The organism is Microbacterium phosphatis, assembly GCF_049177115.1.
Lineage (GTDB): Bacteria > Actinomycetota > Actinomycetes > Actinomycetales > Microbacteriaceae > Microbacterium > Microbacterium phosphatis.
In genome coordinates this window covers 1,806,391-1,828,625 of sequence record NZ_CP185370.1, presented here as the reverse complement: position 1 = coordinate 1,828,625, position 22,235 = coordinate 1,806,391, and the positions used below count along the sequence as shown (strand labels likewise).

At 71.5% G+C, this 22,235-nt stretch carries 30 protein-coding genes; 22 read left to right on the top strand and 8 right to left on the bottom strand.

All coding sequences use genetic code 11. The annotated features are described in order from the left end of the window. The first annotated feature begins 83 nt into the window (after positions 1-83). From ACOKGD_RS08770 to ACOKGD_RS08755, 4 genes are read left to right on the top strand one after another with little or no spacing between them, the layout of a single operon-like run. Positions 84-1,013, top strand: coding sequence for a heme o synthase (locus ACOKGD_RS08770; protein ID WP_342334561.1), 930 nt, complete (start codon positions 84-86; stop codon positions 1,011-1,013). Between the two features lie 31 nt (positions 1,014-1,044). Next, positions 1,045-1,254: a hypothetical protein gene (locus tag ACOKGD_RS08765; protein ID WP_342334562.1), complete on the top strand. Its 210-nt coding sequence runs from the start codon at positions 1,045-1,047 to the stop codon at positions 1,252-1,254. Positions 1,255-1,286: 32 nt separating this feature from the next. Then, positions 1,287-1,505 (top strand): hypothetical protein, encoded by a 219-nt coding sequence (locus ACOKGD_RS08760; RefSeq protein WP_342334563.1) that lies wholly within the window; start codon positions 1,287-1,289, stop codon positions 1,503-1,505. A 9-nt stretch (positions 1,506-1,514) separates the two neighbouring features. Further along, positions 1,515-2,030 (top strand): YbhB/YbcL family Raf kinase inhibitor-like protein, encoded by a 516-nt coding sequence (locus ACOKGD_RS08755; RefSeq protein ID WP_342334564.1) that lies wholly within the window; start codon positions 1,515-1,517, stop codon positions 2,028-2,030. A gap of 42 nt (positions 2,031-2,072) precedes the next feature. Here ACOKGD_RS08755 and ACOKGD_RS08750 read toward each other — a convergent pair whose 3' ends face one another. Further along, the gene (locus ACOKGD_RS08750; RefSeq protein ID WP_342334565.1) at positions 2,073-3,149 is read right to left on the bottom strand and encodes a COX15/CtaA family protein; all 1,077 of its coding nucleotides are present in this window, start codon (positions 3,147-3,149) and stop codon (positions 2,073-2,075) included. Between the two features lie 248 nt (positions 3,150-3,397). Here ACOKGD_RS08750 and sufB point away from each other — a divergent pair, with 248 nt between their 5' ends. The 8 genes from sufB to ACOKGD_RS08710 all read left to right on the top strand — a co-directional run bounded on the left by sufB (position 3,398) and on the right by ACOKGD_RS08710 (position 11,118). Further along, positions 3,398-4,816, top strand: coding sequence for a Fe-S cluster assembly protein SufB (gene sufB, locus ACOKGD_RS08745; RefSeq protein ID WP_342334566.1), 1,419 nt, complete (start codon positions 3,398-3,400; stop codon positions 4,814-4,816). A gap of 1 nt (position 4,817) precedes the next feature. Next, positions 4,818-6,029, top strand: a complete 1,212-nt coding sequence (gene sufD, locus ACOKGD_RS08740; RefSeq protein ID WP_342334567.1) for a Fe-S cluster assembly protein SufD — start codon at positions 4,818-4,820, stop codon at positions 6,027-6,029. Continuing rightward, positions 6,026-6,352, top strand: a complete 327-nt coding sequence (locus ACOKGD_RS08735) for a non-heme iron oxygenase ferredoxin subunit (RefSeq protein WP_342334568.1) — start codon at positions 6,026-6,028, stop codon at positions 6,350-6,352. Before sufD ends, ACOKGD_RS08735 begins: the two co-directional genes overlap by 4 nt. 1 nt (position 6,353) lies before the next feature. Continuing rightward, positions 6,354-7,124, top strand: coding sequence for a Fe-S cluster assembly ATPase SufC (sufC, locus tag ACOKGD_RS08730; protein ID WP_342334569.1), 771 nt, complete (start codon positions 6,354-6,356; stop codon positions 7,122-7,124). Positions 7,125-7,134: 10 nt separating this feature from the next. Further along, positions 7,135-7,464: a metal-sulfur cluster assembly factor gene (locus ACOKGD_RS08725; RefSeq protein ID WP_342334570.1), complete on the top strand. Its 330-nt coding sequence runs from the start codon at positions 7,135-7,137 to the stop codon at positions 7,462-7,464. Positions 7,465-7,532: 68 nt separating this feature from the next. Then, entirely contained in the window at positions 7,533-8,687 is a 1,155-nt protein-coding gene (locus ACOKGD_RS08720; protein WP_342334571.1) for a MalY/PatB family protein, read from the top strand. 10 nt (positions 8,688-8,697) lie between these two features. Next, positions 8,698-10,137, top strand: a complete 1,440-nt coding sequence (locus ACOKGD_RS08715) for an MFS transporter (protein WP_342334572.1) — start codon at positions 8,698-8,700, stop codon at positions 10,135-10,137. 33 nt (positions 10,138-10,170) lie between these two features. After that, positions 10,171-11,118, top strand: coding sequence for a siderophore-interacting protein (locus tag ACOKGD_RS08710; protein ID WP_342334573.1), 948 nt, complete (start codon positions 10,171-10,173; stop codon positions 11,116-11,118). A 6-nt stretch (positions 11,119-11,124) separates the two neighbouring features. Here the strand turns inward: ACOKGD_RS08710 and ACOKGD_RS08705 are convergent, their stop codons facing one another. Next, positions 11,125-11,700 carry a TetR family transcriptional regulator gene (locus ACOKGD_RS08705; RefSeq protein ID WP_342334574.1) on the bottom strand — a complete coding sequence of 192 codons (576 nt, stop codon included), beginning with the start codon at positions 11,698-11,700 and terminating at the stop codon, positions 11,125-11,127. A gap of 53 nt (positions 11,701-11,753) precedes the next feature. On the opposite strand from ACOKGD_RS08705, the gene ACOKGD_RS08700 reads away from it, so the two are divergent. From ACOKGD_RS08700 to abc-f, 5 genes are all read left to right on the top strand, one after another. Further along, positions 11,754-12,365: a biotin transporter BioY gene (locus tag ACOKGD_RS08700; RefSeq protein ID WP_342334575.1), complete on the top strand. Its 612-nt coding sequence runs from the start codon at positions 11,754-11,756 to the stop codon at positions 12,363-12,365. Beyond that, entirely contained in the window at positions 12,362-13,087 is a 726-nt protein-coding gene (locus tag ACOKGD_RS08695) for an energy-coupling factor ABC transporter ATP-binding protein (RefSeq protein ID WP_342334576.1), read from the top strand. The genes ACOKGD_RS08700 and ACOKGD_RS08695 overlap by 4 nt, the downstream gene beginning before the upstream one ends. After that, complete coding sequence (locus ACOKGD_RS08690) at positions 13,084-13,677, top strand: energy-coupling factor transporter transmembrane protein EcfT (RefSeq protein WP_342334577.1); 594 nt, start codon at positions 13,084-13,086, stop codon at positions 13,675-13,677. Before ACOKGD_RS08695 ends, ACOKGD_RS08690 begins: the two co-directional genes overlap by 4 nt. Then, complete coding sequence (locus ACOKGD_RS08685) at positions 13,674-14,027, top strand: CHY zinc finger protein (protein ID WP_342334578.1); 354 nt, start codon at positions 13,674-13,676, stop codon at positions 14,025-14,027. Before ACOKGD_RS08690 ends, ACOKGD_RS08685 begins: the two co-directional genes overlap by 4 nt. Positions 14,028-14,137: 110 nt before the next feature. Beyond that, positions 14,138-15,736: a ribosomal protection-like ABC-F family protein gene (abc-f, locus tag ACOKGD_RS08680; protein ID WP_342334579.1), complete on the top strand. Its 1,599-nt coding sequence runs from the start codon at positions 14,138-14,140 to the stop codon at positions 15,734-15,736. A 14-nt stretch (positions 15,737-15,750) separates the two neighbouring features. Here abc-f and ACOKGD_RS08675 read toward each other — a convergent pair whose 3' ends face one another. Genes ACOKGD_RS08675 through ACOKGD_RS08665 form a run of 3 tightly spaced genes read right to left on the bottom strand, consistent with a single transcriptional unit; the run spans position 15,751 to position 17,212 of the window. Beyond that, positions 15,751-16,587: an SURF1 family cytochrome oxidase biogenesis protein gene (locus tag ACOKGD_RS08675; protein ID WP_342335502.1), complete on the bottom strand. Its 837-nt coding sequence runs from the start codon at positions 16,585-16,587 to the stop codon at positions 15,751-15,753. 5 nt (positions 16,588-16,592) lie between these two features. Beyond that, entirely contained in the window at positions 16,593-16,820 is a 228-nt protein-coding gene (locus ACOKGD_RS08670; protein ID WP_342334580.1) for a hypothetical protein, read from the bottom strand. Then, the gene (locus tag ACOKGD_RS08665; protein ID WP_342334581.1) at positions 16,817-17,212 is read right to left on the bottom strand and encodes a DUF3099 domain-containing protein; all 396 of its coding nucleotides are present in this window, start codon (positions 17,210-17,212) and stop codon (positions 16,817-16,819) included. The genes ACOKGD_RS08670 and ACOKGD_RS08665 overlap by 4 nt, the downstream gene beginning before the upstream one ends. A gap of 159 nt (positions 17,213-17,371) precedes the next feature. Between ACOKGD_RS08665 and fabG the strand changes: the two genes are divergently transcribed. Beyond that, on the top strand, positions 17,372-18,091 hold the full coding sequence (gene fabG, locus ACOKGD_RS08660; protein WP_342334582.1) for a 3-oxoacyl-ACP reductase FabG: 720 nt from the start codon (positions 17,372-17,374) through the stop codon (positions 18,089-18,091). Here the strand turns inward: fabG and ACOKGD_RS08655 are convergent. Next, positions 18,085-18,777 (bottom strand): alpha/beta fold hydrolase, encoded by a 693-nt coding sequence (locus ACOKGD_RS08655; protein WP_342334583.1) that lies wholly within the window; start codon positions 18,775-18,777, stop codon positions 18,085-18,087. The two genes, fabG and ACOKGD_RS08655, sit on opposite strands and share 7 nt — an antisense overlap. Positions 18,778-18,786: 9 nt before the next feature. Beyond that, positions 18,787-19,068: a hypothetical protein gene (locus ACOKGD_RS08650; protein ID WP_342334584.1), complete on the bottom strand. Its 282-nt coding sequence runs from the start codon at positions 19,066-19,068 to the stop codon at positions 18,787-18,789. 55 nt (positions 19,069-19,123) lie between these two features. Between ACOKGD_RS08650 and ACOKGD_RS08645 the strand changes: the two genes are divergently transcribed. From ACOKGD_RS08645 to ACOKGD_RS08635, 3 genes are read left to right on the top strand one after another with little or no spacing between them, the layout of a single operon-like run. Further along, the gene (locus ACOKGD_RS08645; protein ID WP_342334585.1) at positions 19,124-19,672 is read left to right on the top strand and encodes a TetR/AcrR family transcriptional regulator; all 549 of its coding nucleotides are present in this window, start codon (positions 19,124-19,126) and stop codon (positions 19,670-19,672) included. Then, positions 19,669-20,247, top strand: a complete 579-nt coding sequence (locus tag ACOKGD_RS08640; RefSeq protein ID WP_342334586.1) for a pyridoxine/pyridoxamine 5'-phosphate oxidase — start codon at positions 19,669-19,671, stop codon at positions 20,245-20,247. Before ACOKGD_RS08645 ends, ACOKGD_RS08640 begins: the two co-directional genes overlap by 4 nt. Beyond that, positions 20,244-20,687 (top strand): cupin domain-containing protein, encoded by a 444-nt coding sequence (locus tag ACOKGD_RS08635; RefSeq protein WP_342334587.1) that lies wholly within the window; start codon positions 20,244-20,246, stop codon positions 20,685-20,687. Before ACOKGD_RS08640 ends, ACOKGD_RS08635 begins: the two co-directional genes overlap by 4 nt. Positions 20,688-20,701: 14 nt before the next feature. On the opposite strand, the gene serB is transcribed toward ACOKGD_RS08635, so the two are convergent. Then, complete coding sequence (serB, locus tag ACOKGD_RS08630) at positions 20,702-21,337, bottom strand: phosphoserine phosphatase SerB (RefSeq protein WP_342334588.1); 636 nt, start codon at positions 21,335-21,337, stop codon at positions 20,702-20,704. A 67-nt stretch (positions 21,338-21,404) separates the two neighbouring features. Between serB and ACOKGD_RS08625 the strand changes: the two genes are divergently transcribed. Continuing rightward, the gene (locus tag ACOKGD_RS08625; RefSeq protein ID WP_342334589.1) at positions 21,405-22,190 is read left to right on the top strand and encodes an ABC transporter ATP-binding protein; all 786 of its coding nucleotides are present in this window, start codon (positions 21,405-21,407) and stop codon (positions 22,188-22,190) included. The last annotated feature ends 45 nt before the right edge of the window (positions 22,191-22,235 follow it).

Sequence of the window (22,235 nt, the reverse complement as noted above, 5' to 3'; positions counted from 1 at the left end):
GCACCGGCATGCGCCCCGCGTCGCGGCGCGCATGCCCTAGAATCGAGAGGTCGTTCCCGAGGTACCTGGAGGAGAGCATCGCCATGTCGACGATCGCACCGGAGACCTCGACGTCGACCGGTCCGGCCCGGAGAGATCTGGGCCGCACCATCCGGGCCTACGTGGCGCTCACGAAACCGCGTGTGCTCGAGCTGCTGCTCGTGTCCACCGTGCCGGTGATGTTCCTCGCCGCCGACGGGCTGCCGAACCTCTGGCTGGTCCTCGCGACGGTGATCGGCGGCTCCCTGAGCGCCGGCTCGGCCGCGGCGTTCAACATGTACATCGATCGCGACATCGACGCGCACATGCAGCGCACCGAGAACCGCCCGATCGTGACCGGCGAGATCTCGCCGCGCAACGCGCTCGTGTTCGCGTGGACGCTCGCCGTCGTGTCGACGGTGTGGTTCCTGGTCACGACGAATCTGCTCACGGCCGCGCTGTCGGCCACCGCGATCTTCTTCTACGTCGTCATCTACACGATGATCCTCAAGCGACGCACCGAGCAGAACATCGTGTGGGGCGGCATCGCGGGCTGCTTCCCGGTGCTCATCGGCTGGGCGGCCGTGGCCAACTCGCTCGACTGGGCGCCGCTGATCCTGTTCCTCCTGGTGTTCCTGTGGACGCCGCCGCACTACTGGCCGCTGTCGATCAAGTACGCGGCCGACTACGCCAACACCGACGTGCCGATGCTCGGCGCGACGCGCGACGGCGTGCAGGTCGGTCTGCAGATCATCCTGTACGCATGGGCGACCGTGGCGTGCTCGCTGCTGCTCATCCCCGTCGGCGGGATGGGGCTTGTGTACACGGTCTCGGCGCTCGTCTTCGGCGGCTGGTTCCTCTACGAGTCGCACCGGCTGTACAACCGCACGGTGCGCGGGCAGGTGGCCGGCCCGATGCGGGTGTTCCACGCCTCGATCACCTACCTGACGCTGGTCTTCGTGGCCGTGGCGATCGACCCGCTCCTTCCCTTCTGATCCGGGCCGCCGGCTCGTCTAGAGCCGGCACGTGCAGCGAGGCATGCGGGCCTGGGCGCCCTTCCTCGTCTACGGAGTCGCGCTGGCGATCCATCTGGTGCAGATCGCGGTGGGCGATCCCCAGCAGGTGATCGGCAAGGGCCTGCTGATGCCGGCGCTGGTGGCGTCGGTGCTCCTCGCGATCGCATCGCGCCGCGGGCTGCTCGGCGGCCGGGGGAACGGCTCGGGATCGCCCTGCTGATCGCCGCGCTCCTGCTGTCCTGGGCGGGGGACGTGCTGCTCGAGAGCGTCTTCCTACCCGGCCTCGGGGCGTTCGCCGCCGCTCACCTCGTGTTCGACGAGCTCATCCCCGACCCCTGGCGCGGACTCGCGATCATGGCGCTGTACGGCGCGGGTCAGGGGCTCATCGCCGCCGGGGTCCTCGGGCGCCTCGCCGTTCGCGTGAGCGCCACGCCGCCGGTGGGGGTGTCCGCCTCGGTCGCCCGCGGTTAGCCTGGCGCCATGCTCTCCTATGACCCGTACGCCGAGCTCGCCGGGCTGCGCGAGTTCGCGCCGATGACCCTGACGAGCACCGACATCGCCGAGGGGCAGCCGCTGCCGATCGCGCAGTGGGGAGCGGGCGGGGGCGGCTCCGACACGTCGCCGCAGCTCTCCTGGTCCGGCGCCCCTGAGGGGACGAAGTCGTTCGCGCTGTCGTGCTTCGATCCGGACGCACCGACCGGCTCCGGGTTCTGGCACTGGGCGGCCTACGACATCCCCGCCGATGTCACCTCGGTCGAGACGGGCGCGAACCCTCCGGGGAAGCTGCTGCGCAACGAGACCGGCGTCCCCGGGTTCATCGGCGCGAGCCCGCCTCCCGGGACGGGCACGCACCGCTACTTCTTCGTCGTCGACGCGCTCGACGTCGAGCACCTCGACATCACGGAGCAGGTGACCCCGGCGATCCTGGGCTTCCACCGGCACTTCCACTCGCTGGCCCGGGGCATCCTCGTCGCGACGGCGTCGTCCGACGACTGACGACAGCCCCGCCTCGGCGGGGCGATGCGGACGCAGGCGGGATCAGTCGGCGGTCGGCCGCTTCAGGCGCAGCACCACAACCGTGAACGCCGCGGCCGAGAGGCCGGCGAGCACCATGTGGATGCCGACGAGCAGCTCAGGCAGGCCGTTGCGCGCCTGGAAGATGCCGACCACGACCTGCACGGCGATGACCGCGAGCAGGGCGGTGAGCCAGGGGAGCGGGCGCAGCCGCAGGCGTGCGGCCGCGACGGTCAGGGCGAGCACGAGGGCGAGCAGCACATAGCCCGGCCATGAGTGCACGTGGGCGAGGACGGTGGCGTCGAAGCCCGTGCGGATCACGTTGGCGTCGCCGGAGTGAGGGCCGTTCGAGGTGGTGAGCACGCCCGCGCCGATGGTCACGGCCAGGACGAGCGTGGTGACGTGGGTGAGGATCGCGAACCACTTCGGCACCACGCGTGCGCGGGGGCCGGGGGTGTCGTAGGCGCGCACGAGGAACGCCGCGGTGAGCACAACGAGCAGGACCGAGCTCGCGTAGTGGAAGCCGACGATGAACGGGTTCAGGCCCGTGAGCACCGTGATCCCGCCGACGAGGCCCTGCGCGACGACGCCGACCACCACGAGCCAGGAGAGCACAAGCAGGTCGCGCCGCGCCGGCGCGGTGCGGACGGTGACGATGGCCGCCGCGATCACGGCGACGAGTGCGACGGCGACGGCGACGACGAAGGACCGGGTGAGGGCCATCGCGGCGGCGGCGAGCACCACGCCGCCCAGCGCGAACCATCCGGTGCGGATCAGCTCGCGGCGCGCGCGCAGGTGCAGCAGCGTCAGCACAAGCACCGCGAGGGCGAGCAGGCCGACGACGCCGGTCATGGTGCGGTTGCCGAACTCGATGAGGCCGTGGATGCCGAGCTCGGGCGTGGGCACCAGCGACTCGGGGGTGCACAGGGGCCACTGGGAGCATCCGAGGCCCGATCCGGTCAGCCGCACGGCGCCGCCGGTGCCGATGATCACGACCTCCGCCACGAAGGACAGCCACGCCAGCACCCGCAGCGCGCGGCCGGGGCGCGTCGCTCCGGTGGGGCGGGATGAGGCGGGGGGTGCGAGGACGTCGGCGGACATGGCGGTGGGGGCCTCCTGGCGGTACCCCGAGAGAGCGGCCGCAGAGCGGTCCGGGCAGGGGTGGAACCTGTAGAATCGGGAAGTGCAGCGGAAGCACGCGAGAGTCTCGCGGGCCCCGCTTCCCAGTCTAGGCGCGAGTTCTTCGCGCCTCATGTGAAAGGCCCACCACGGCGGATGGCGCTGGCAGGCCCAGTGCGTCGCCGGGGCGGCTTACACCGTCTGTGGCCTGATGAGGAGAGTGTGACGCCATGTCCGATGTGCTGATCGACCGCCCCGAGCTCGAAGGTCTGGGGGTGTACGAGTTCGGCTGGCACGACGCCGATGCCGCCGGCGCCAGCGCCAGGCGCGGCCTCAACGAGAAGGTCGTCCGCGACATCTCGGCCCTCAAGAGCGAGCCGGAATGGATGCTCAAGACCCGTCTGAAGGGTCTGGACCTGTTCGGCAAGAAGCCGATGCCGACCTGGGGCGCCGACCTCAGCGACATCGACTTCGAGAACATCAAGTACTTCGTGCGCTCCACCGAGAAGCAGGCGCAGTCGTGGGAGGACCTCCCCGAGGACATCCGCAACACGTACGAGAAGCTGGGCATCCCGGAGGCCGAGCGCCAGCGCCTCGTCGCCGGTGTCGCCGCGCAGTACGAGTCCGAGGTCGTCTACCACCAGATCCGCGAGGACCTGGAGCAGCAGGGCGTCATCTTCATGGACACCGACACCGCGCTGCGCGAGCACCCCGAGTTCTTCGAGGAGTACTTCGGCACGGTCATCCCGGCCGGCGACAACAAGTTCGCCGCGCTGAACACGGCCGTCTGGTCGGGCGGCTCGTTCGTGTACGTCCCCAAGGGCGTCCACGTGGAGATCCCGCTGCAGGCGTACTTCCGCATCAACACCGAGAACATGGGTCAGTTCGAGCGGACCCTGATCATCGCCGACGAGGACTCCTACGTCCACTACATCGAGGGCTGCACGGCCCCGATCTACAAGTCGGACTCCCTGCACTCGGCCGTCGTCGAGATCATCGTGAAGAAGAACGCCCGCGTGCGCTACACGACGATCCAGAACTGGTCGAACAACGTCTACAACCTCGTCACCAAGCGCGCGGTGGCGCACGAGGGCGCGACGATGGAGTGGATCGACGGCAACATCGGCTCCAAGGTGACGATGAAGTACCCCTCGATCTTCCTGATGGGCGAGCACGCCAAGGGCGAGACCCTCTCGGTGGCCTTCGCGGGCCCCGGCCAGCACCAGGACGCCGGCGCCAAGATGATCCACATGGCGCCCTACACGCAGTCGTCGATCGTCTCGAAGTCGATCGCCCGCGGCGGCGGCCGCGCCGGCTACCGCGGCGAGGTCCGGGTCGACGCGAACGCGCACCACTCGGCCAACACGGTCCGCTGCGACGCGCTGCTCGTGGACTCCATCTCGCGCTCGGACACGTACCCCGCGATCGACATCCGCGTCGACGACGTCCAGCTCGGCCACGAGGCGACGGTCTCGAAGGTCAGCGAGGAGCAGCTCTTCTACCTGCAGTCCCGCGGCATGCCGGAGGACGAGGCGATGGCGATGATCGTGCGCGGCTTCATCGAGCCGATCGCGCGTGAGCTGCCCATGGAGTACGCCCTCGAGCTGAACAAGCTCATCGAGATGGGCATGGAAGGATCGGTCGGCTGATATGACGACGTCGACGACGGCGCAGAACGCGCCGCAGGACGAGCGCGCCCACGTGGACCCGGCGGCGCAGGTCGCCGGCACCACGGTGCCCGTGCAGACCCGCTCCGAGCGCCTCCGGTCGTTCGAGCCCGCCGACTTCGGTGTGCCGACGGGCCGCGAGGTCAACTGGAAGCACGCGCCGGTCGCGCGGCTGAAGGGCCTGTTCGCGGGCGCCGAGGCCAACGACGGCGTGCGCGTGGCGGTCACGGCCGGCGCCGAGTACATCGGCGAGCCCCTCGCCATCGGCCAGGCACCGCGCGGCGAGTTCTTCGTCCCGGAGGACCTCCCCGCCGCCGTGGCGTGGCAGGGCGCGACCGAGGCGCTGCACGTGCGCGTCCCGCGCGAGGCCGAGGTCGCCGAGCCGATCGTGGTCGAGATCACCGGGCAGGGCGCCGACCGCCGCGCCGACGGCCACCTCGTGATCGAGGCCCAGGAGCACAGCAAGGCCACGGTCGTGCTGCGCCACAGCGGTTCCGCGCAGTACGCGCAGAACGTCGAGATCATCGCCCGCGACGGCGCGAACCTCACGGTCGTCACCGTGCAGCAGTGGGACGACGAGGCCGTTCACGCGGCGTCGCACCAGACGCGCGTCGACCGCGACGCCACCGTCCGCCACATCATCGTGAGCTTCGGCGGTGGCGTCGTGCGCGTCAACCCCAACCTCGAGCTGTCGGGCACGGGCTCCCACGGCGAGCTCTTCGGCCTGGCGTTCAGCGACGCGGGCCAGCACCTCGAGAGCCAGGTGTACATGCACCACAAGGGCCAGGAGACCACGGGCGACGTCCTCTACAAGGGCGCGCTGCAGGGCGCGACCGCGCGCACCGTGTGGATCGGCGACGTGCTGATCGGCCCGGACGCGAAGGGCACCGACTCGTACGAGGCCAACCGCAACCTCCTGCTCACCAACGGCGCGCGCGCCGACTCGATCCCGAACCTCGAGATCCAGACGGGCGACATCAAGGGCGCCGGCCACGCATCGGCCACGGGTCGCTTCGACGACGAGCAGCTCTTCTACCTGCAGGCCCGCGGCATCTCCGAGGACGAGGCGCGTCGCCTCGTTGTGCTCGGCTTCCTCGCGGAGACCGTGCAGAAGATCGGGATCCCCTCGCTCGAGGAGGAGCTGACCGCTCTCATCGAGAAGGAGCTCGCCGCCGGTGTGGAGGTCGCCGCATGAGCGCGACCCGCGTCTGCGCGATGAGCGACCTCGTCCAGGATCAGCCGCTCAAGGTCGAGGCCGACGGCGTCGCGATCGCCGTGGTGCTCGACTCGTCCGGAGAGGTGCACGCCATCGGCGACACCTGCACCCACGGCGACATCTCCCTCTCGGAGGGCTTCGTCGAGGGCGACACGCTCGAGTGCTGGGCCCATGGCTCCGCGTTCTCGCTCCGCTCGGGCAAGCCCCTCAACCTCCCCGCTTACGAGCCCGTCCCGGTGTTCGTCGTCACGATCGACGGCGATGACGTGCTCATCGACCCCAGCCTGAAGAAGGAAGTCTGATATGTCCGTTCTCGAGATCCGCGATCTGCACGTCACGGTCGAAACCGACGAAGGCGTCATCCCCATCCTCAACGGCGTCACCATGACGGTCCGCTCCGGCGAGACCCACGCGATCATGGGCCCCAACGGCTCGGGCAAGTCGACCCTCGCGTCGACCATCGCCGGCCACCCGAAGTACACCGTCACCAGCGGCTCGATCTCGTTCGACGGCGAGGACGTGCTCGAGATGGCGGTGGACGAGCGCGCTCGCGCCGGCCTCTTCCTCGCGATGCAGTACCCGGTCGAGATCCCGGGCGTCACGGTGACGAACTTCCTCCGCACGGCCAAGACCGCGATCGACGGCGAGGCGCCGTCGCTGCGCACCTGGACCAAGGAGGTCAAGGAGGGCATGAAGGCGCTGCGCATGGACGACAAGTTCGCCCAGCGCAACGTCAACGAGGGCTTCTCCGGTGGCGAGAAGAAGCGCCACGAGATCCTGCAGCTCGAGCTGCTGAAGCCGAAGCTCGCGATCCTGGACGAGACCGACTCCGGTCTCGACGTCGACGCGCTCAAGATCGTCTCGGAGGGCGTGAACCGCGCGAAGGAGGGCACCGGCCTCGGCGTCCTGCTCATCACGCACTACACGCGCATCCTGCGCTACATCAAGCCGGACTTCGTGCACGTGATGGTCAAGGGCCAGATCGTGGAGGAGGGTGGCCCCGAGCTCGCCGAGCGTCTGGAGAACGAGGGCTACGCCGCCTACCTCCCCGCCGACGCTCCGCTCGAGGCGTAAGGTCGACGGCATGACCGCGACCCTCACTCCGGAGAAGTACGACGAGGTCATCGAGGCCCTCAAGGACGTGATGGACCCCGAGCTCGGCGTGAACGTCGTCGACCTCGGCCTCATCTACGACCTCGCCTGGGACGACGAGAACGACGCGCTCGTCATCCACATGACGCTCACGAGCGCCGGCTGCCCGCTCACCGACGTGCTCGAGGAGCAGACGGCGCAGGCGCTGGACAACGTGGTCGACCGGTTCCGGATCAACTGGGTCTGGATGCCGCCGTGGGGCCCGGAGCGCATCACCGACGACGGGCGCGACATGATGCGCGCGCTCGGCTTCGCGATCTGACGATCAGACACGACCAGGAGAGACCCGGGGGAGCCCCCGGGTCTTTCCGCGTCTGTAGGCTCGATCGGGTGAGCATCACCCCTCTGGACGCCCTGCCCCTCGCCGACCTCCGGAAGCGGAGCAGCACGAAATGGGCGAAGTACCCGTCGGATGTGCTGCCGCTCTTCGTCGCCGAGACCGACTTCCCGCTCGCGCCGGCCATCACCGAGTGCCTGACGCAGGCGGTCCAGCGCGGCGACACCGGCTACACGCCGCCGACGACCCGCCTGCCCGAGGCGTTCGCCGGGTTCGCCGATCGCCGCTTCGGCTGGACGGTCGACCCCGCGCGCGTGCGCACGACCTGCGACGTGATGATGGGCATCGCCGAGCTGCTGCGGGCCGTGACCGAGCCGGGCGACCGCGTGATCGTGACCCCGCCGGTGTACCCGCCGTTCTTCGCCGTCAACGAGGAATCGCGCACCGAGGTCGAGGTCGTTCCCCTGCAGCAGGACGACGCGGGCTGGAGCCTCGACCTCGCCGGCATCGAGGCCGCCTTCGCGGGCGGCGCGAAGGCGATGCTGCTCTGCAACCCCCACAACCCGACGGGCACCGTGCACGCGCGGGAGACGCTCGCAGAACTCGGGCGGATCGCGCACCGCCACGGGGGCTGGATCATCAGCGACGAGATCCACGCGCCGCTGACCATGCCGGGGGTGACGTTCACCCCGTTCCTCGACGCCGGACCGGAGGCGGCCGAGGTGGGCTTCGCCGTGACGAGCGCCAGCAAGGCGTTCAACCTCGCCGGCCTGAAGTGCGCGTTCGTCGTCACGGCCGCCGCCGAGCCGGCCCGCATCGTGGCCGCCATCCCCGACGAGGTCGAGTGGCGCACGTCGCTGTTCGGGATCTTCGCCAACGTCGCCGCGTTCGAGGAGGGCGACGCATGGCTCGACTCGCTGCTCGCGCGCCTCGACCTCAACCGCCGGCTGCTGCGCGACCTGCTCGCCGAGCATGTGCCCGGCGCCCGGTACCTGCCCGGAGACGCGGGCTACCTCGGATGGGTCGACGTGAGCGCGCTCGGTTGGGGGGACAACCCGGCTGCCCGGATCCTGCGCGAGGCGAAGGTCGCCGTGAACCCCGGGCCGACCTTCGGAGAGCCCGGCCGCGGGCACATCCGCATCAACTACGGCACGAGCCCCGAGATCCTCACCGAGGCCGTGCAGCGCATCGGCGCGCTGGTCCGCTGACGCGCGCCCCATGACCGATCCGCTGAGTGCCGAGCCCCACGCCGCCACCGGGCCCGCCCCGACCGGCCGTCCCCTTCCGCACGTCTCCTCGCTGTGGGATCCGCCCGTCTTCTGGGTGACCTTCGGCTCGGTGTCGCTCATCTTCCTCGCGGCGCTGACCTCGATGGCGCTGACGACGGTGATGCCGTTCGTCAGCGACGACCTCGACGGCCAGGCGCTGTTCGCGCTCGCCTTCTCGGGCACCCTCGCCACGGGCGTGATCGGCATGGTCGCCTCCGGCGCCTGGTCGGATCGCGCGGGGCCGGTCGCGCCGCTGGCGACGTCGGTGGCGCTGTTCGTGCTGGGGCAGACCATGTCGGCCGTCGCGCCGACCATGGAGCTGCTGGTGCTCGGACGGCTCGTCACCGGTCTCGGATCGGGTGGGCAGACGGTGGCGCTGTACGTCGTCGTCGCGCGCGTGTACCCGCCCTCGCTGCACGGGCGGGTGATGGCGCTGTTCTCGGCGGCGTGGGTGGTCCCGTCGCTCGTCGGGCCGTTCCTGGCGGGCGCGGTGACCGAGCACCTGCACTGGCGGTGGGTGTTCGCGGGGCTCGCGGTACTCGCCGTGGTCGCGTTCACGATGGTCGCGCCGCGCCTGCGGCACCTCGCCGAGGACTCCGAGGGCGAGCGCGAGGCGGGCGTGGGGAGGCGCCTCCTGCTGGCGGTGGTCGTCGCCGTGGCGGCCCTCGGTCTCGGCATGACGGGGGAGCTGGCCACCTCGGTCGCCCCCGCGCTCGCCTGGGCCGTCGCCGCGGCCGCGCTCGTGGTGATCGGCGTGGCGATCCTGCCGCTGCTGCCGCGACACACCCTGCGACTGGGCGTGGGCCTGCCGAGCGTGATCGTTATGCGCGCGCTGATCGCCGGCTCGCTGTTCGGCGCCGAGGTCTACGTGCCGTACCTGCTCATCGAGCGGTTCGGGTTCTCGGCGATGTGGGCGGGCCTCGGCCTCACCGCCGCCGCGATCGCCTGGGCGATCAGCGCGCAGGTGTCGGGCCGTCATGGCGACCGGATCGGCAACACCCGGATCGCGGTGATCGGTGTGGCGCTGCTGTCCGTGGCGACCCTGGCGTGCGCGCTGACTCCGGTCCTCGACCTGCCCGCGTGGGCGCCGATCGCGCTGTGGTCGTGCGCCGGCTTCGGCATGGGCCTGATGTACCCGCGGCAGACCGTGCTGATGCTCGCGTACTCGACGCGCGCGGAGGAGGGCTTCAACTCCTCGGCGCTGCAGATCAGCGACTCGGTCAGCGCGTCGGCGACCATCGCCGTCATGGGGCTGATCTTCACGTCGCTCGCCGGCACGGGCGCGGAGTTCGCGGCGGTGTTCGCTCTCGCGCTCGCTCTGGCGCTGCTGGCGATCGTCCCGGGCATGCGGCTGGGGCACGCGCACGAGGCCAGTTCGGTGCGAGGTTAGCCTGTCCTAAGTTCGTCCCGTAGACTGCCGAGCGTGACCATCGCCGAAGCCACGCTCGTCCGCCCCGCCTACCGCCTCTACAAGGCGACGGTGAAACGCGCCGAACGCCTCAGCCCGCACTTCGCGCGCATCACCTTCGGCTCGGACGACTTCGAGCACTTCGGCACCGCGGGCCAGGATCAGCGGATCAAGATCTTCTTCCCGCTCGCGGACGGCACGCTGACCGACTTCGGTCAGCACGATGACGAGCAGCTGCTCGGCGACTGGTACGACCGCTGGCGCGAGCTGCCGCTCGAGCGTCGGAACCCCTTCCGGACCTACACGGTCCGACGCGTCGCACCGGAGGCGCGCGAGGTGACCGTCGACTTCGTCGTCCATCACGACGCCGGCCCCGCCGGCACGTGGGCGTCGCAGGCCCGCGGCGGCGAGCAGGTCGTGATCTGCGGCCCCGACGAGCGCAGCCCGCACTCGCGCGCCGGCATCGACTACCGCCCGGCGAACGCGCACCGCCTGCTGCTGATCGGCGACGAGACCGCTGTGCCCGCGATCGGCGGGATCCTCGAGCGCATGCCCCAGGACCGGATCGCCGACGTCTTCCTCGAGGTCCCCTCGGCCGACGACGTGGCCGTCTTCGAGCCCCCGCACGCGGGCGTCCAGGTGCGCTGGATCGTCCGCGAGAGCGAGGAGACGCACGGCGAGGCGCTGATCCAGGCCGTCACGGCATGGGCGGAGGGCAACCCGGAGCTGCTCGCGCGTGCGGCCTCGCCGCGGCCGCAGGAGATCGCCGACGTCGACATCGACCGCGAGCTGCTGTGGGACAGCCCCGAGGCCATGGACGGCGAGTTCTACGCGTGGATCGCCGGTGAGGCCGCCACCATCAAGGCGCTGCGCCGCATGCTGGTCTCGGGCCACGGTGTCGATCGCCGGCGCGTGGCCTTCATGGGGTACTGGCGCCGCGGGGTCGCCGAGCGCATCGGCTGACCGCCGTCAGGCGCCGGCCCGCACCGGACGGGGCGCCAGCAGCATCCGCAGGCCCCGCGCGAAGTCGGCCGACATCGCCTCGGCGATCTCGGCCTCGCCGGCTGGGAAGGCCCCGAACCGGGCGGCCTGGATGCGCTGCTGCACCAGCGACGCGTGCCCGAGGATGAACTGCAGGATCACCGTGGCATCGCCCCGGGCGTCCTCGCCGGGCACCTCGTCTCCCGCCAGCGCGAGGGCCAGCCGGATATGCGCGGCATCCGATCCGAGACCGAGGGCCTGGGTGCTGAGAACGACCTCGGCCCCGTCGCGGTGGGCGAGGAGCGCCCCGCGCAGCGCGTGGGCCACGTCGGCGACATCGCCGCGCGCGTCTGTGACGGGCTCGACGATCCGGTCCGCGACCGCCGCGAGGAGCTCCTGCTTGTTCTCGAAGTGCCAGTAGAGCGCGCTGGGCTGCACGCCGAGCGCGGTCGCGAGGCGTCGCATCGAGAGGTCGGGAAGGCCGGTCTGCTCGAGGAGCGCCAGCGCGGTGTCGACGATGCCGTCGCGAGTGTGCCGGTCGGGGCGCGCGTCACGGGCATCCATGGACGTCAGTATAGTGAACGGTGTTCAGGTGAACACCGTTCAGGAGGACCGACATGGCCGCATCCGCCCGTCTCGAGGCACGTGACCTCGCCCGCATCGCGATCTTCGCGGCGCTGATCGTTGTGCTCGGCGTCGCCGGGCAGATCCCGCTTCCCACCGGCGTCCCGGTGACCCTGCAGACGCTCGCCGTGATGCTCGCCGGCATCGTGCTGGGTCCGAAGCGCGGCGCGCTCGCGGTGCTCGTAGTGGTGGTGCTCGCGGCCGTGGGGCTTCCCGTCCTGTCGGGTGGGCGCGGCGGGCTCGGGGTCTTCGTCGGCCCGTCCGCCGGCTACCTGTTCGGGTGGATCCCGGGTGTGATCGTCACGGGCCTCATCGCCCGGGCCGGCGCCCGCGGCATCAGCTGGTGGCGCGCCCTGCTGGGCGCCGTCGTCGGCGGCATCCTCGTCGTCTACACGGTGGGCACCGTCGGGCTCTCGCTGGTGCTCGGCCTGTCACCGGCCGACGCGGCTCTGTCGAACGTGGTGTTCCTGCCGGGCGATCTGGCCAAGGCCGTCGTCGCGATGCTGCTCGCGGTCGCCCTGTGGCGGGCCTACCCGCCCGCCTTCGCCTTCGCGGCGGCCCCGCGCCCCGCCGCCCCGCGTGAGACGGTGGACGCCGCCCGATGAGCCTCCCGTCCGGACCCCCGGCGCCGTCCGGCGTGATCGAGCTCGACGGCGTCGCCGTCGAGCTCGGCGGGCAGGAGATCCTGCGTGACGTCTCGGTGCGGCTGGACCAGCGCCGCATCGCGGTGATCGGGGCCAACGGATCGGGGAAGTCGACGTTCGCGCGCCTGCTGAACGGCCTCGTCGCGCCGGCGGCGGGTCGGGTGACGGTCCACGGGCTCGACCCGCAGCGCGATGCGAAGCGCATCCGCGAGCGAGTGGGGTTCGTGTTCACGAACCCCGACGCGCAGATCCTGATGCCCACGGTCGCCGAGGACGTCGCCCTCTCGCTGCGCGGCTCCGGCCTGGGCCGCGACATGGTGGCGGCGCGCATGACCGCCGCGCTCGCGCGCCACGGCCTCGCCGACCGCGCCGACCAGCCCGCCTACAGCCTGTCGGGTGGCCAGAAGCAGCTTCTCGCCCTGGTCTCCGTGCTGATCCGCGAGCCGGCGGTCGTCGTCGCCGACGAGCCGACGACCCTGCTCGATCTCGGCAATGCGCGCCGGATCGGACGGATGCTCACCGAGGACGTCGACGCGCAGACGGTGATCGTCACGCACGATCTCGAGCTCGCCGCCCGGTGCGACATCGCGCTGCGGTTCACCGACGGCCGCCTAATCGAGACCGGCGATCCCGCCGAGCTCATCGCGCGATACCGACGCGAGCACGAGAGCGCGCGGCCGTGATCTCGCTCTACCGGCCGGGGAGCAGTCCGCTCCATCGCGCCCCGGCGGGCGTCAAGCTCGTTGGGCTCGCCGTGCTCGCGCTGCTGATCTCGCTGGGCGCGCGCACACCGCTGCTCGCGCTGGCGTCGCTCGGTCTGGTCTTCGCCCTCTTCGCCCTCGGCGGCCATGGCCCGATCACCTGGGCGAGACAGCTGTGGGCGACGCGCTGGATCGTGGTGTTCGTGGCGGCGACGCAGCTGATCTTCCTGACGCCCGCCGACGCGCTCGTCAACACGACCCGCGTGGTGTCGGTGGTGCTGCTCGCCGCGCTCCTGACGCTGACCACCCGCACCGCCGACCTCCTCGAGGCCCTGCAGGTCGCGCTGTCGCCGCTGGCCCGCGTGGGCATCGATCCGTGGCGGGTCGCCTTCACGCTGATGCTCACCATCGCCCTGGTTCCCGTGGTCTCGGGGTTCGCCGCGCGCATCCGCGACGCCCAGCGGGCCCGCGGTGTGCGCCTGGGGCCGCGCGCGGTCGTGACGCTGCTGGTGATGTCGCTGCGCCACGCCGACGACGTGGCCGACGCCCTGACCGCCCGGGGCATCGCATGACCGGGCGCCGCGCCATCCCCGCGCCGATCCGCGTGGGGGAGCACCTCGTCCACGGGCTGCCTGTCGACGCCCAGACCCGTTGCGTGCACTGGGCCACCGAGCTCGACGTGCTCGCGATCCTGTTCCCATGCTGCGATCGCTGGTACCCGTGCCACGACTGCCACGCGGCGGACGCCGATCACGAGGCCGCGACCTGGCCCGCCTCGGACGGCGCGCGAGAGGCGCTGCTGTGCGGCGTGTGCGGCAGCACCTCGACCATCGACGCGTACCGCGCCACGTCGCGGTGCGGTGGGTGCGGGCGCGCCTTCAACCCGAGCTGCGCCCGGCACCACCACCTCTACTTCGACTGACGCCGCGGCGCGCCGGTTCCGCCGCACAGGATCCCCGCATCGGGGGGAACCTATACTTGGACGTTGGCCTGTCGGCCGCTTTCCCGCCTCCTGAAGAACGGACGTCCGCTGTGCTTGCCGTGCACGACCTCGAGATCCGCGTCGGCGCGCGCATGCTCATGTCCGATGTCTCGTTCCGCGTCGGACCCGGCGACAAGGTCGGCCTCGTCGGCCGCAACGGCGCCGGCAAGACCACCCTGACCAAGGTGCTCGCGGGCGACCTGATCCCCGCCAACGGCGGGGTCACCCGCACCGGAGAGCTCGGCTACCTGCCGCAGGACCCGCGCTCCGGCGACCCCGAGATGCTGGCGCGCACGCGCATCCTCGACGCCCGCGGGCTCGGCTCGCTGCAGCTCGGCATGCAGGAGGCCTCCGTCGCGATGGGCTCCGACGACCCGCAGGTCGCCGCCAAGGCGATGAAGCGCTACGCGCACCACATGGAGCGCTTCGAGTCGCTCGGCGGCTACGCGGCCGAGGCCGAGGCCGCCACCATCGCCAACAACCTGTCGCTGCCCGACCGGATCCTCGACCAGCCGCTCAAGACGCTCTCGGGTGGTCAGCGCCGACGCATCGAGCTCGCCCGCATCCTGTTCTCGGATGCCGAGTCGATGATCCTCGACGAGCCGACCAACCACCTCGACGCCGACTCCGTCGTCTGGCTCCGCGAGTTCCTGAAGTCGTACAAGGGCGGGCTGATCGTGATCAGCCACGACGTCGATCTCGTCGAGGAGACCGTCAACCGGGTGTTCTACCTCGACGGCAACCGCCAGGTCATCGACATCTACAACATGGGCTGGAAGCACTACCTGCGCCAGCGCGTGGCCGACGAGGAGCGCCGCAAGAAGGAGCGCGCCAACGCCGAGAAGAAGGCCTCCGCGCTGCAGGATCGCGCCGCCCGCTTCGGTGCCAAGGCATCCAAGGCCGCCGCCGCCCACCAGATGGTCGCCCGCGCCGAGAAGCTCCTCGAGGGTCTCGAGGAGGTCCGCCAGGTCGAGCGCGTCGCCGCGCTGCGCTTCCCGAAGCCCGCCGCCTGCGGCAAGACGCCGCTGATGGCCAAGTCGCTGTCGAAGTCGTACGGCGCGCTCGAGATCTTCGCCGGCGTCGATCTCGCGATCGACCGCGGCTCGAAGGTCGTTGTCCTCGGCCTCAACGGCGCCGGAAAGACGACCCTGCTGCGCATCCTCGCCGGGGCCGACAAGAGCGACACCGGTCAGATCGAGCCCGGGCACGGCCTGAAGATCGGCTACTACGCCCAGGAGCACGAGAACCTCGACGTCAAGCGCTCGGTGCTCGAGAACATGGTCTCGGCCGCCCCGAACCTGAACGAGACCGAGGCCCGCAAGGTGCTCGGATCGTTCCTGTTCACCGGCGACGACGTGCACAAGCCCGCCGGCGTGCTCTCCGGCGGCGAGAAGACCCGGCTCTCGCTCGCGACGCTCGTCGTCTCGAGCGCGAACGTGCTGCTGCTCGACGAGCCCACCAACAACCTCGACCCCGCCTCGCGCGAGGAGATCCTCGGTGCGCTGTCGCACTACGAGGGCGCGGTTGTGCTGGTCTCGCACGACGAGGGCGCCGTCGAGGCGCTGAACCCCGAGCGCGTCCTGCTGCTGCCGGACGGCGTCGAGGACATCTGGAACCGCTCCTACCTCGACCTCATCACGCTGGCCTGAGGCCGCCGCGCCGATCAGGCGTCGAGCAGGGCGTCCTCTTCGTCGGCGTCGCGATCCTTGCGCCGCGCGCGGGGGCGCCTCGCCGGCGTCGGGAGCTCGTCGTCGTCCTCGTCGTCCGTCTCCTCGGCGTCCTCGCGGCGCGCCTTGATCTCGGTGCGGATCATGTACGCGATGAACACGAAGCCCATCACGGCGAACAGGATCCACTGGATCGCGTACGAGAGGTGCGGACCGGGGTCGTCGGTGGGGGAGGCGAGCTCGGACGGCCGCGTCGCGGGTGCCGGATCCTCGTCGACCATCAGGAGGTAGAACCCGGTCTCGGTGGTGTCGCCGGTGAGTTCGGCGACCGCCGGGAGATGGATCGTCGGCACCTGGCCGTCGGGCGCGGAGCGTCCGGACCTCGGCAGCGCCTCACCCGGGCGCATGCGCCCGGTCACGGTGACCTCGCCGTCGGGCGCCGCGGGCACGTCGGCGGGCACGGCGTCCTCACCCGGGGCGACCCAGCCGCGGTCGACCACCACGATCCGGCCGTCGGCCAGCTCGAACGGCACCAGCACCTCGAAGGCGCTCGTCCCGCCCTGGGCGCGGTTGCGCACCAGAAGCTGCTCGTCGGTGAGGTAGCGGCCGGTCATTGTCACGGGGTGCCACTCGTCATTGGCCGCCGTGAATCCGCCGCCCAGCATGTCCTCGACCGGCAGCGGGGCGGCGTCGTAGTTGGCGGCGACGAGGGCGAGCATAGTGGCGCGCTGCTCGTTGCGCGCGAACTGCCAGTTCGACAGGTACGCGCAGGCGATCGCGAAGGCGATGGCGATGACCACGTAGACGCTCCAGCGCGCGGCGCGCTGCTTCATCAGGCTCATGCGGCGCTGTCGATTCCGGCGGTGACCTCGAGCGGGAAGTCGCGGGCGGCGAGGAACTCGCGCAGGTAGCCGACGTGCTCGTCGCACGCGAGCCACAGCTTGCGGCGATCGGCGGTGTGGATCTTCGGGTTGCGCCAGGCGATCGTCCACGTCGCGGCTTCGCCGCAGCCCGCGCGCGAGCAGGTCGGGGCGGCGGGGCCGCCTCCGAAGAGGTCGCCGATCACGCGTCGTCCTTCTTCACGGGGTTCTCGGTCTTCCTGGTCTCGGCGGGCCGGCTCTCGGTGATCCGGATCACCGAGGGCGGCGCCTCGCGCTCGGCCGGCTTCTCGGCGGTGGTCTCGATGGCGACCTCGGGTCGCTGCGCGGTGGTGACCGTGCGGCCGCTGGCGGCGTTCGCACCGACGACCGCGATGTAGGGCAGGAAGATCGCCCCGGCCGCGAATGCGAACGTCCACCACCCGTAGGGGGTGACCGTCGCGGTGAGGATCACGCACGCGATCCGGATCCCCATCGTCAGCAGGTAGTTGCGGACGCGGTCGCTCGCGTCGTCGGCCGGAGAGGCCGGCAACGACGTCGCCGACTGCGCGGCGGAGGACTCTTTACGGGGGGATCGCACGATCCCTCCAGCCTACGCCGCGGCGCCCGTATTGGCCTGGGAGCACAGGCCTGCGGGGCGAGCCTTGTGCGCGCCCGCACCCCGGTGCCCGCACGCCGGATCAGTAGGCTTGCCAGGATCGGCGATCCGGCGGATCGGACGGAACAGGAGCGAAGAATCGTGAGCATCGACAGCACCGGGCGTGTGGTCCTCGTCACCGGCGGCAATCGCGGCATCGGCCGCGCGATCGCGGAGCGGTTCGTGCAGGAGGGCTACCGCGTCGCGGTGACCGCCCGCAGCGGCGAGGGGCCCGAGGGCACCCTGACCGTGCGCGCCGACGTGACCGACTCGGCCGCGGTGGACGCCGCGTACACGGAGGTCGAGCAGCAGCTCGGCCCGGTCGAGATCGTGGTCGCGAACGCCGGCATCACGAAGGACACGCTGCTGATGCGGATGAGCGAGGACGACTTCGACAGCGTCGTCGCGACGAACCTCGGCGGCGCCTTCCGCGTGGTCAAGCGCGCGTCGAAGGGCATGCTGAAGGGCCGGTTCGGCCGCGTCATCCTGATCTCCAGCGTGGTGGGCCTGTACGGCTCGGCCGGTCAGGTCAACTACGCCTCGTCCAAGAGCGCGCTCGTCGGCTTCGCCCGCTCGATCACGCGCGAGCTCGGCGCCCGCAACATCACCGCGAACGTCGTCGCCCCCGGGTTCATCGAGACCGATATGACCGCCGAGCTCGACGAGTCGACTCAGGCCGAGTACCGCAAGGCCATCCCCGCCGGTCGATACGGATCGGCCGCTGAGGTCGCGGCCGCGGTCACCTGGCTCGCATCGGACGACTCGGCCTACATCTCGGGCGCCGTGATCCCGGTGGACGGCGGCCTCGGCATGGGTCACTGAACCCGGTCGACGACCTTCAGGATCTCGCCGGCGAGCCGCGCCGGCTGGCTGAACTGCGGCCAGTGCGCCGTGCCGAGCTTCACGACCTCGAAGAACCGGATGCGCTCGACGGTGTCGCGCCACGACGGCCACTGATCGAGCATCGCGCGCACCTCGGTCTCGTCGGCAGCACCCGAGAGCATCGTGACGGGGATGTCGAAGCGCCGGTCATCACTCAGGCGCAGGGCGTCGGTCGGCACCCGTGCGGGGATGGTCCGCGTGGTCGCAACGGTGCGCGCGCGAGTGGTCTCGTCGAGATCGGCCGCGTCGTCGCCGAAGAAGTCCCAGCCGGGGAACGGCACCACGCCGTCGACCACGGGGAATTCGGAGATGTCGGCGCCGTCGGGCGGGGGCGCCGTGTCGACGAGCACGAGGTGCGCGATGCGGTCCGGTCGCCGGTCGGCGGCCCCGTACGCCACGTTGCCACCGCCCGAGTGGCCCACGAGCACGATGGGGCCCTCGACGAGGTCGATGTGCTCGACCACCGCCGCGACCCAGTCGTCGATGCCGATGTCGCTCGCGGGCTCGCCCACGCCCGGCATCGTCAGCGGGTGCGCACGATGCCCCGCGGCATCGATCGCCGCGGTCACGGGCGCCCATGACGCCGCATCGAGCCACAGTCCGGGGATGAGAATCACGTCGACCATGCCCGCAGGCTACGGCTGGCCGCCGACATCCGCCACCGTCGGGCGCCTCGTCACGCGGGGGATGGCGCGGGCCCCAGCGGAGGCCATGACGGCTTCTGCCACGAGCCGGGGGCCCTCGTCGCGCGCCAGCGCCGCGAGCTCGCCGTCACCGAGCTCGAGGGGCGGGGCGAACAGAACGAGCACCGTGACGTGAGGAGGCACGCCCAGCACGCGGGACGGGTCCAGCCGCTCGCGATGGCTCTCCACCGCGGCGACGGCGTCGGGGACGGGGCAGATCAGCGCGGCCTTCATCGCGCCGGCTACCGACCCTTCCGTACCTACCTCTAGGTATGTCACACTGACGTCCATGACAGCCGATGCACGCGAGAGCCTCGTCGAGGCGGCGCGAGAGCTCTACGCCGACAACGGCGTGGCCGCCACCACCCCGCGGCAGGTGCTCGCGCGCAGCGGGGTGGGGCAGGGGAGCCTCTACCACCACTTCCCCTCGAAGCGGGATCTCGCGGTCGCCGCGGTCACGCGCACCGTCGACCGGGCGCTGGCGGCGGGCATCGAGGACCTCCGGGGTCCCGCCGCCCCGCGGCGGCGGATCGTGTCGTACCTCGAGCGCCCGCGCGACGCCGTGCGCGGCTGTCGCGTCGGCCGCCTCACGTCGGATCCGATGGTGATGGCGGACGAGGATCTGGCGAAGGCGGTCGCCGACTACTTCGGCGATCTCATCGAGGAGGTCGCCGCCGTGTTCGCGGAGGACGGCCTGCCGCCGGGCGAGGCGCGCGACAGGGGGGTCGCCGCCGTCGCGATCATCCAGGGCGGCTACGTCCTGTCGCGGGCGACGCAGGACCCCGAGATGATGCGATCGGCCGTCCGCGGCTTCCTCGGTCTGCTGGGGGAGCGATGACGAACGCCCCCTGGCTGCGGTCGCTGCCGGCGCTGACGGGCGTCGCCCCGGACCTCGACGGGGCGGACCTCGACGGGGCATACCTCGACTCCGCGGAGCCCGCCGATCCGATCCGGCTCGTCGAGGGGTGGCTTCGGCATGCCGTCGACGCCGGTGTGCCCGAGCCGCACGCGGTGACGCTCGCGACGGTCGACGACGAGGGCGTTCCGGACGCCCGCACGCTGCTGCTGAAGGACATCGGCGAACGGGGCTTCGCCGTCGCAGGCCCGCGGCGGTCGCGCAAGGCCGCGCAGCTCGCCGTGCACCCCGCCGCCGCCCTCAGCTTCTGGTGGCAGCCGCTGGTGCGCGCGATCCGGATCCGCGGCTCCGTCGTCGAGGCCTCGCCCGAGGAGTCGGCCGCCGACCTCGCCGCCCGCTCGGCTGCGGCCAGGGCCGGCGTGGCGCCGGGCGACTGGGTGCGCTGGTGGATCGAGCCGACCCGCATCGAGTTCTGGCAGGGGGCGCCGGACCGGCGGCACTCCCGCATCGTCTGCACCCGGGCCGACGGGGCCTGGCGACGGGAGGATCAGGGATGAGCGACCCCGCATCGGCGGGCTGGGAGCTGAAGGAGATCGGGGCGCTCGACACGTGGCGCGGCCACCACGGCGGTTTCGACGAGGCGCGCTCGCGCGACGGACGGCGCATCGTGGATCACGAGCTGGCCGCGCAGTACATCGGCCTCTCGGCGAACGCGCTCGAGCCCGGTGAGGAGGCGGGTTACTGGCACACGCACGCGCGCATCGAGGAGCTGTACGTCTTCCTCAGCGGGCGCGGGCAGATGGGGCTCGACGACGAGGTCGTCGAGGTCGGGCCGGGCACCGTCGTGCGCGTCGGGCAGGACGTGTGGCGCACCTGGCGTGCGCTGCCGGACAGCCCGGGGGAGCTGCGATGGCTGTGCATCCGCGCCGGAGGCGAGCGCCTTCCGCGATTCCCCGACGACAGCCGTCGAGGCGAGGATCGCCCGCTGCCCTGGTGATCCCGATCCGCGGGTCAGGGAAGCAGTGGGATGACCTGCGACAGGTCGACGGGGCCGATCACGAGCGGGGCGGCGGCGCGCACCGCGGGCTTGGCGTTGAAGGCGAGGCCGAGGCCCGCCGCCTCCAGCATGAGGAGGTCGTTCGCGCCATCGCCGACGGCGATCGTGCGCGAGAGCGGCACACCGTGCTCGTCGGCCCAGCGGGTCAGCCACTCGCGCTTCGCGGCGGCGTCGACGATCGGCCCGTCGACCTCGCCGGTCAGGACGCCGTCGACCGCGACGAGGCGGTTCGCGCGCCACAGGTCGACCCCCAGTGCCGGCGCGACCTCGTCGAGGATCTCGTGGAAGCCCCCGGAGACGACGCCGACGACGCCGCCCTTGGCGTGGACGGCGTCGATGAGCTCGGTCACGCCGGGGGTGGGCTCGATGCGCGCCTTCACGCGGGAGAAGGCGCTGACCGGGACGCCCGCCAGCTCGGTGACGCGCGAGCGCAGGCTCGTCGCGAAATCGACCTCGCCGCGCATCGCGGCCTCGGTCGCCGCGGCCACCTCGGCGCCGCGTCCCGCTTCGTCGGCGATCAGCTCGATGACCTCGTTGCGGATGAGGGTCGAATCGGCATCGAACACCACGAGGAAGCGCGCATCAGTCACGAGCAACGAGATTACCGGCCCGCGCGTCCCGCCTGAGCCTCGGGGGCCCGCGGCTAGGCTGGAGCCCATGCCCACCGTGCTCTCCTTTGATGACGTCGTGGTCCGCCGTGAAGGCCGGAACATCGTGGATGGACTCACCTGGGCGGTGAACGACGACGAGCGCTGGGTCGTGCTCGGCCCCAACGGCGCCGGCAAGACGACGATCCTGCAGCTCGCGGACACGCTGCTGCACCCGACGTCCGGCACCGTCGAGATCCTCGATGAGCAGCTGGGCCGCACGGACGTCTTCGAGCTGCGCCCCCGCATCGGCTTCGCCTCCTCGGCGCTGGCCCGTCGGATCCCCGCCGACGAGACGGTGCTGAACGCAGTGCTCACCGCCGCCTACTCGGTGCTCGGCCGCTGGAACGAGCAGTACGAGAACATCGACGAGCGCCGCGCCCTGCGTGTGCTCGAGGAGTGGCGCCTCGACCACCTCGCCGACCGCACCTTCGGCACGCTCAGCGAGGGCGAGCAGAAGCGGGTGCAGGTGGCCCGCGCGATCATGACCGACCCCGAGCTGCTGCTGCTCGACGAGCCCACCGCCAGCCTCGACCTCGGCTCGCGCGAGGTGCTCGTCGGCCTGCTGGGCGCGTACGCGCAGTCGCCCGTGACCCCGGCGCTGGTGATGGTGACGCACCACGTCGAGGAGATCCCCGTCGGCTTCACCCACGCGCTGCTGCTGCGCGACGGCAAGATCGTCGCGGCGGGGCCCCTCGCCGAGACGCTGACGGACGCGAACCTGACCGAGACCTTCGGGGTGCCGATCACCCTCAGCGAGGCCGGCGGCCGCTACGCCGCCCGCGCCGCCGCCTGAGGCGGCGTCTGGTAGACTCGTTCGCTGGTGCCCAAGCACCGGAAG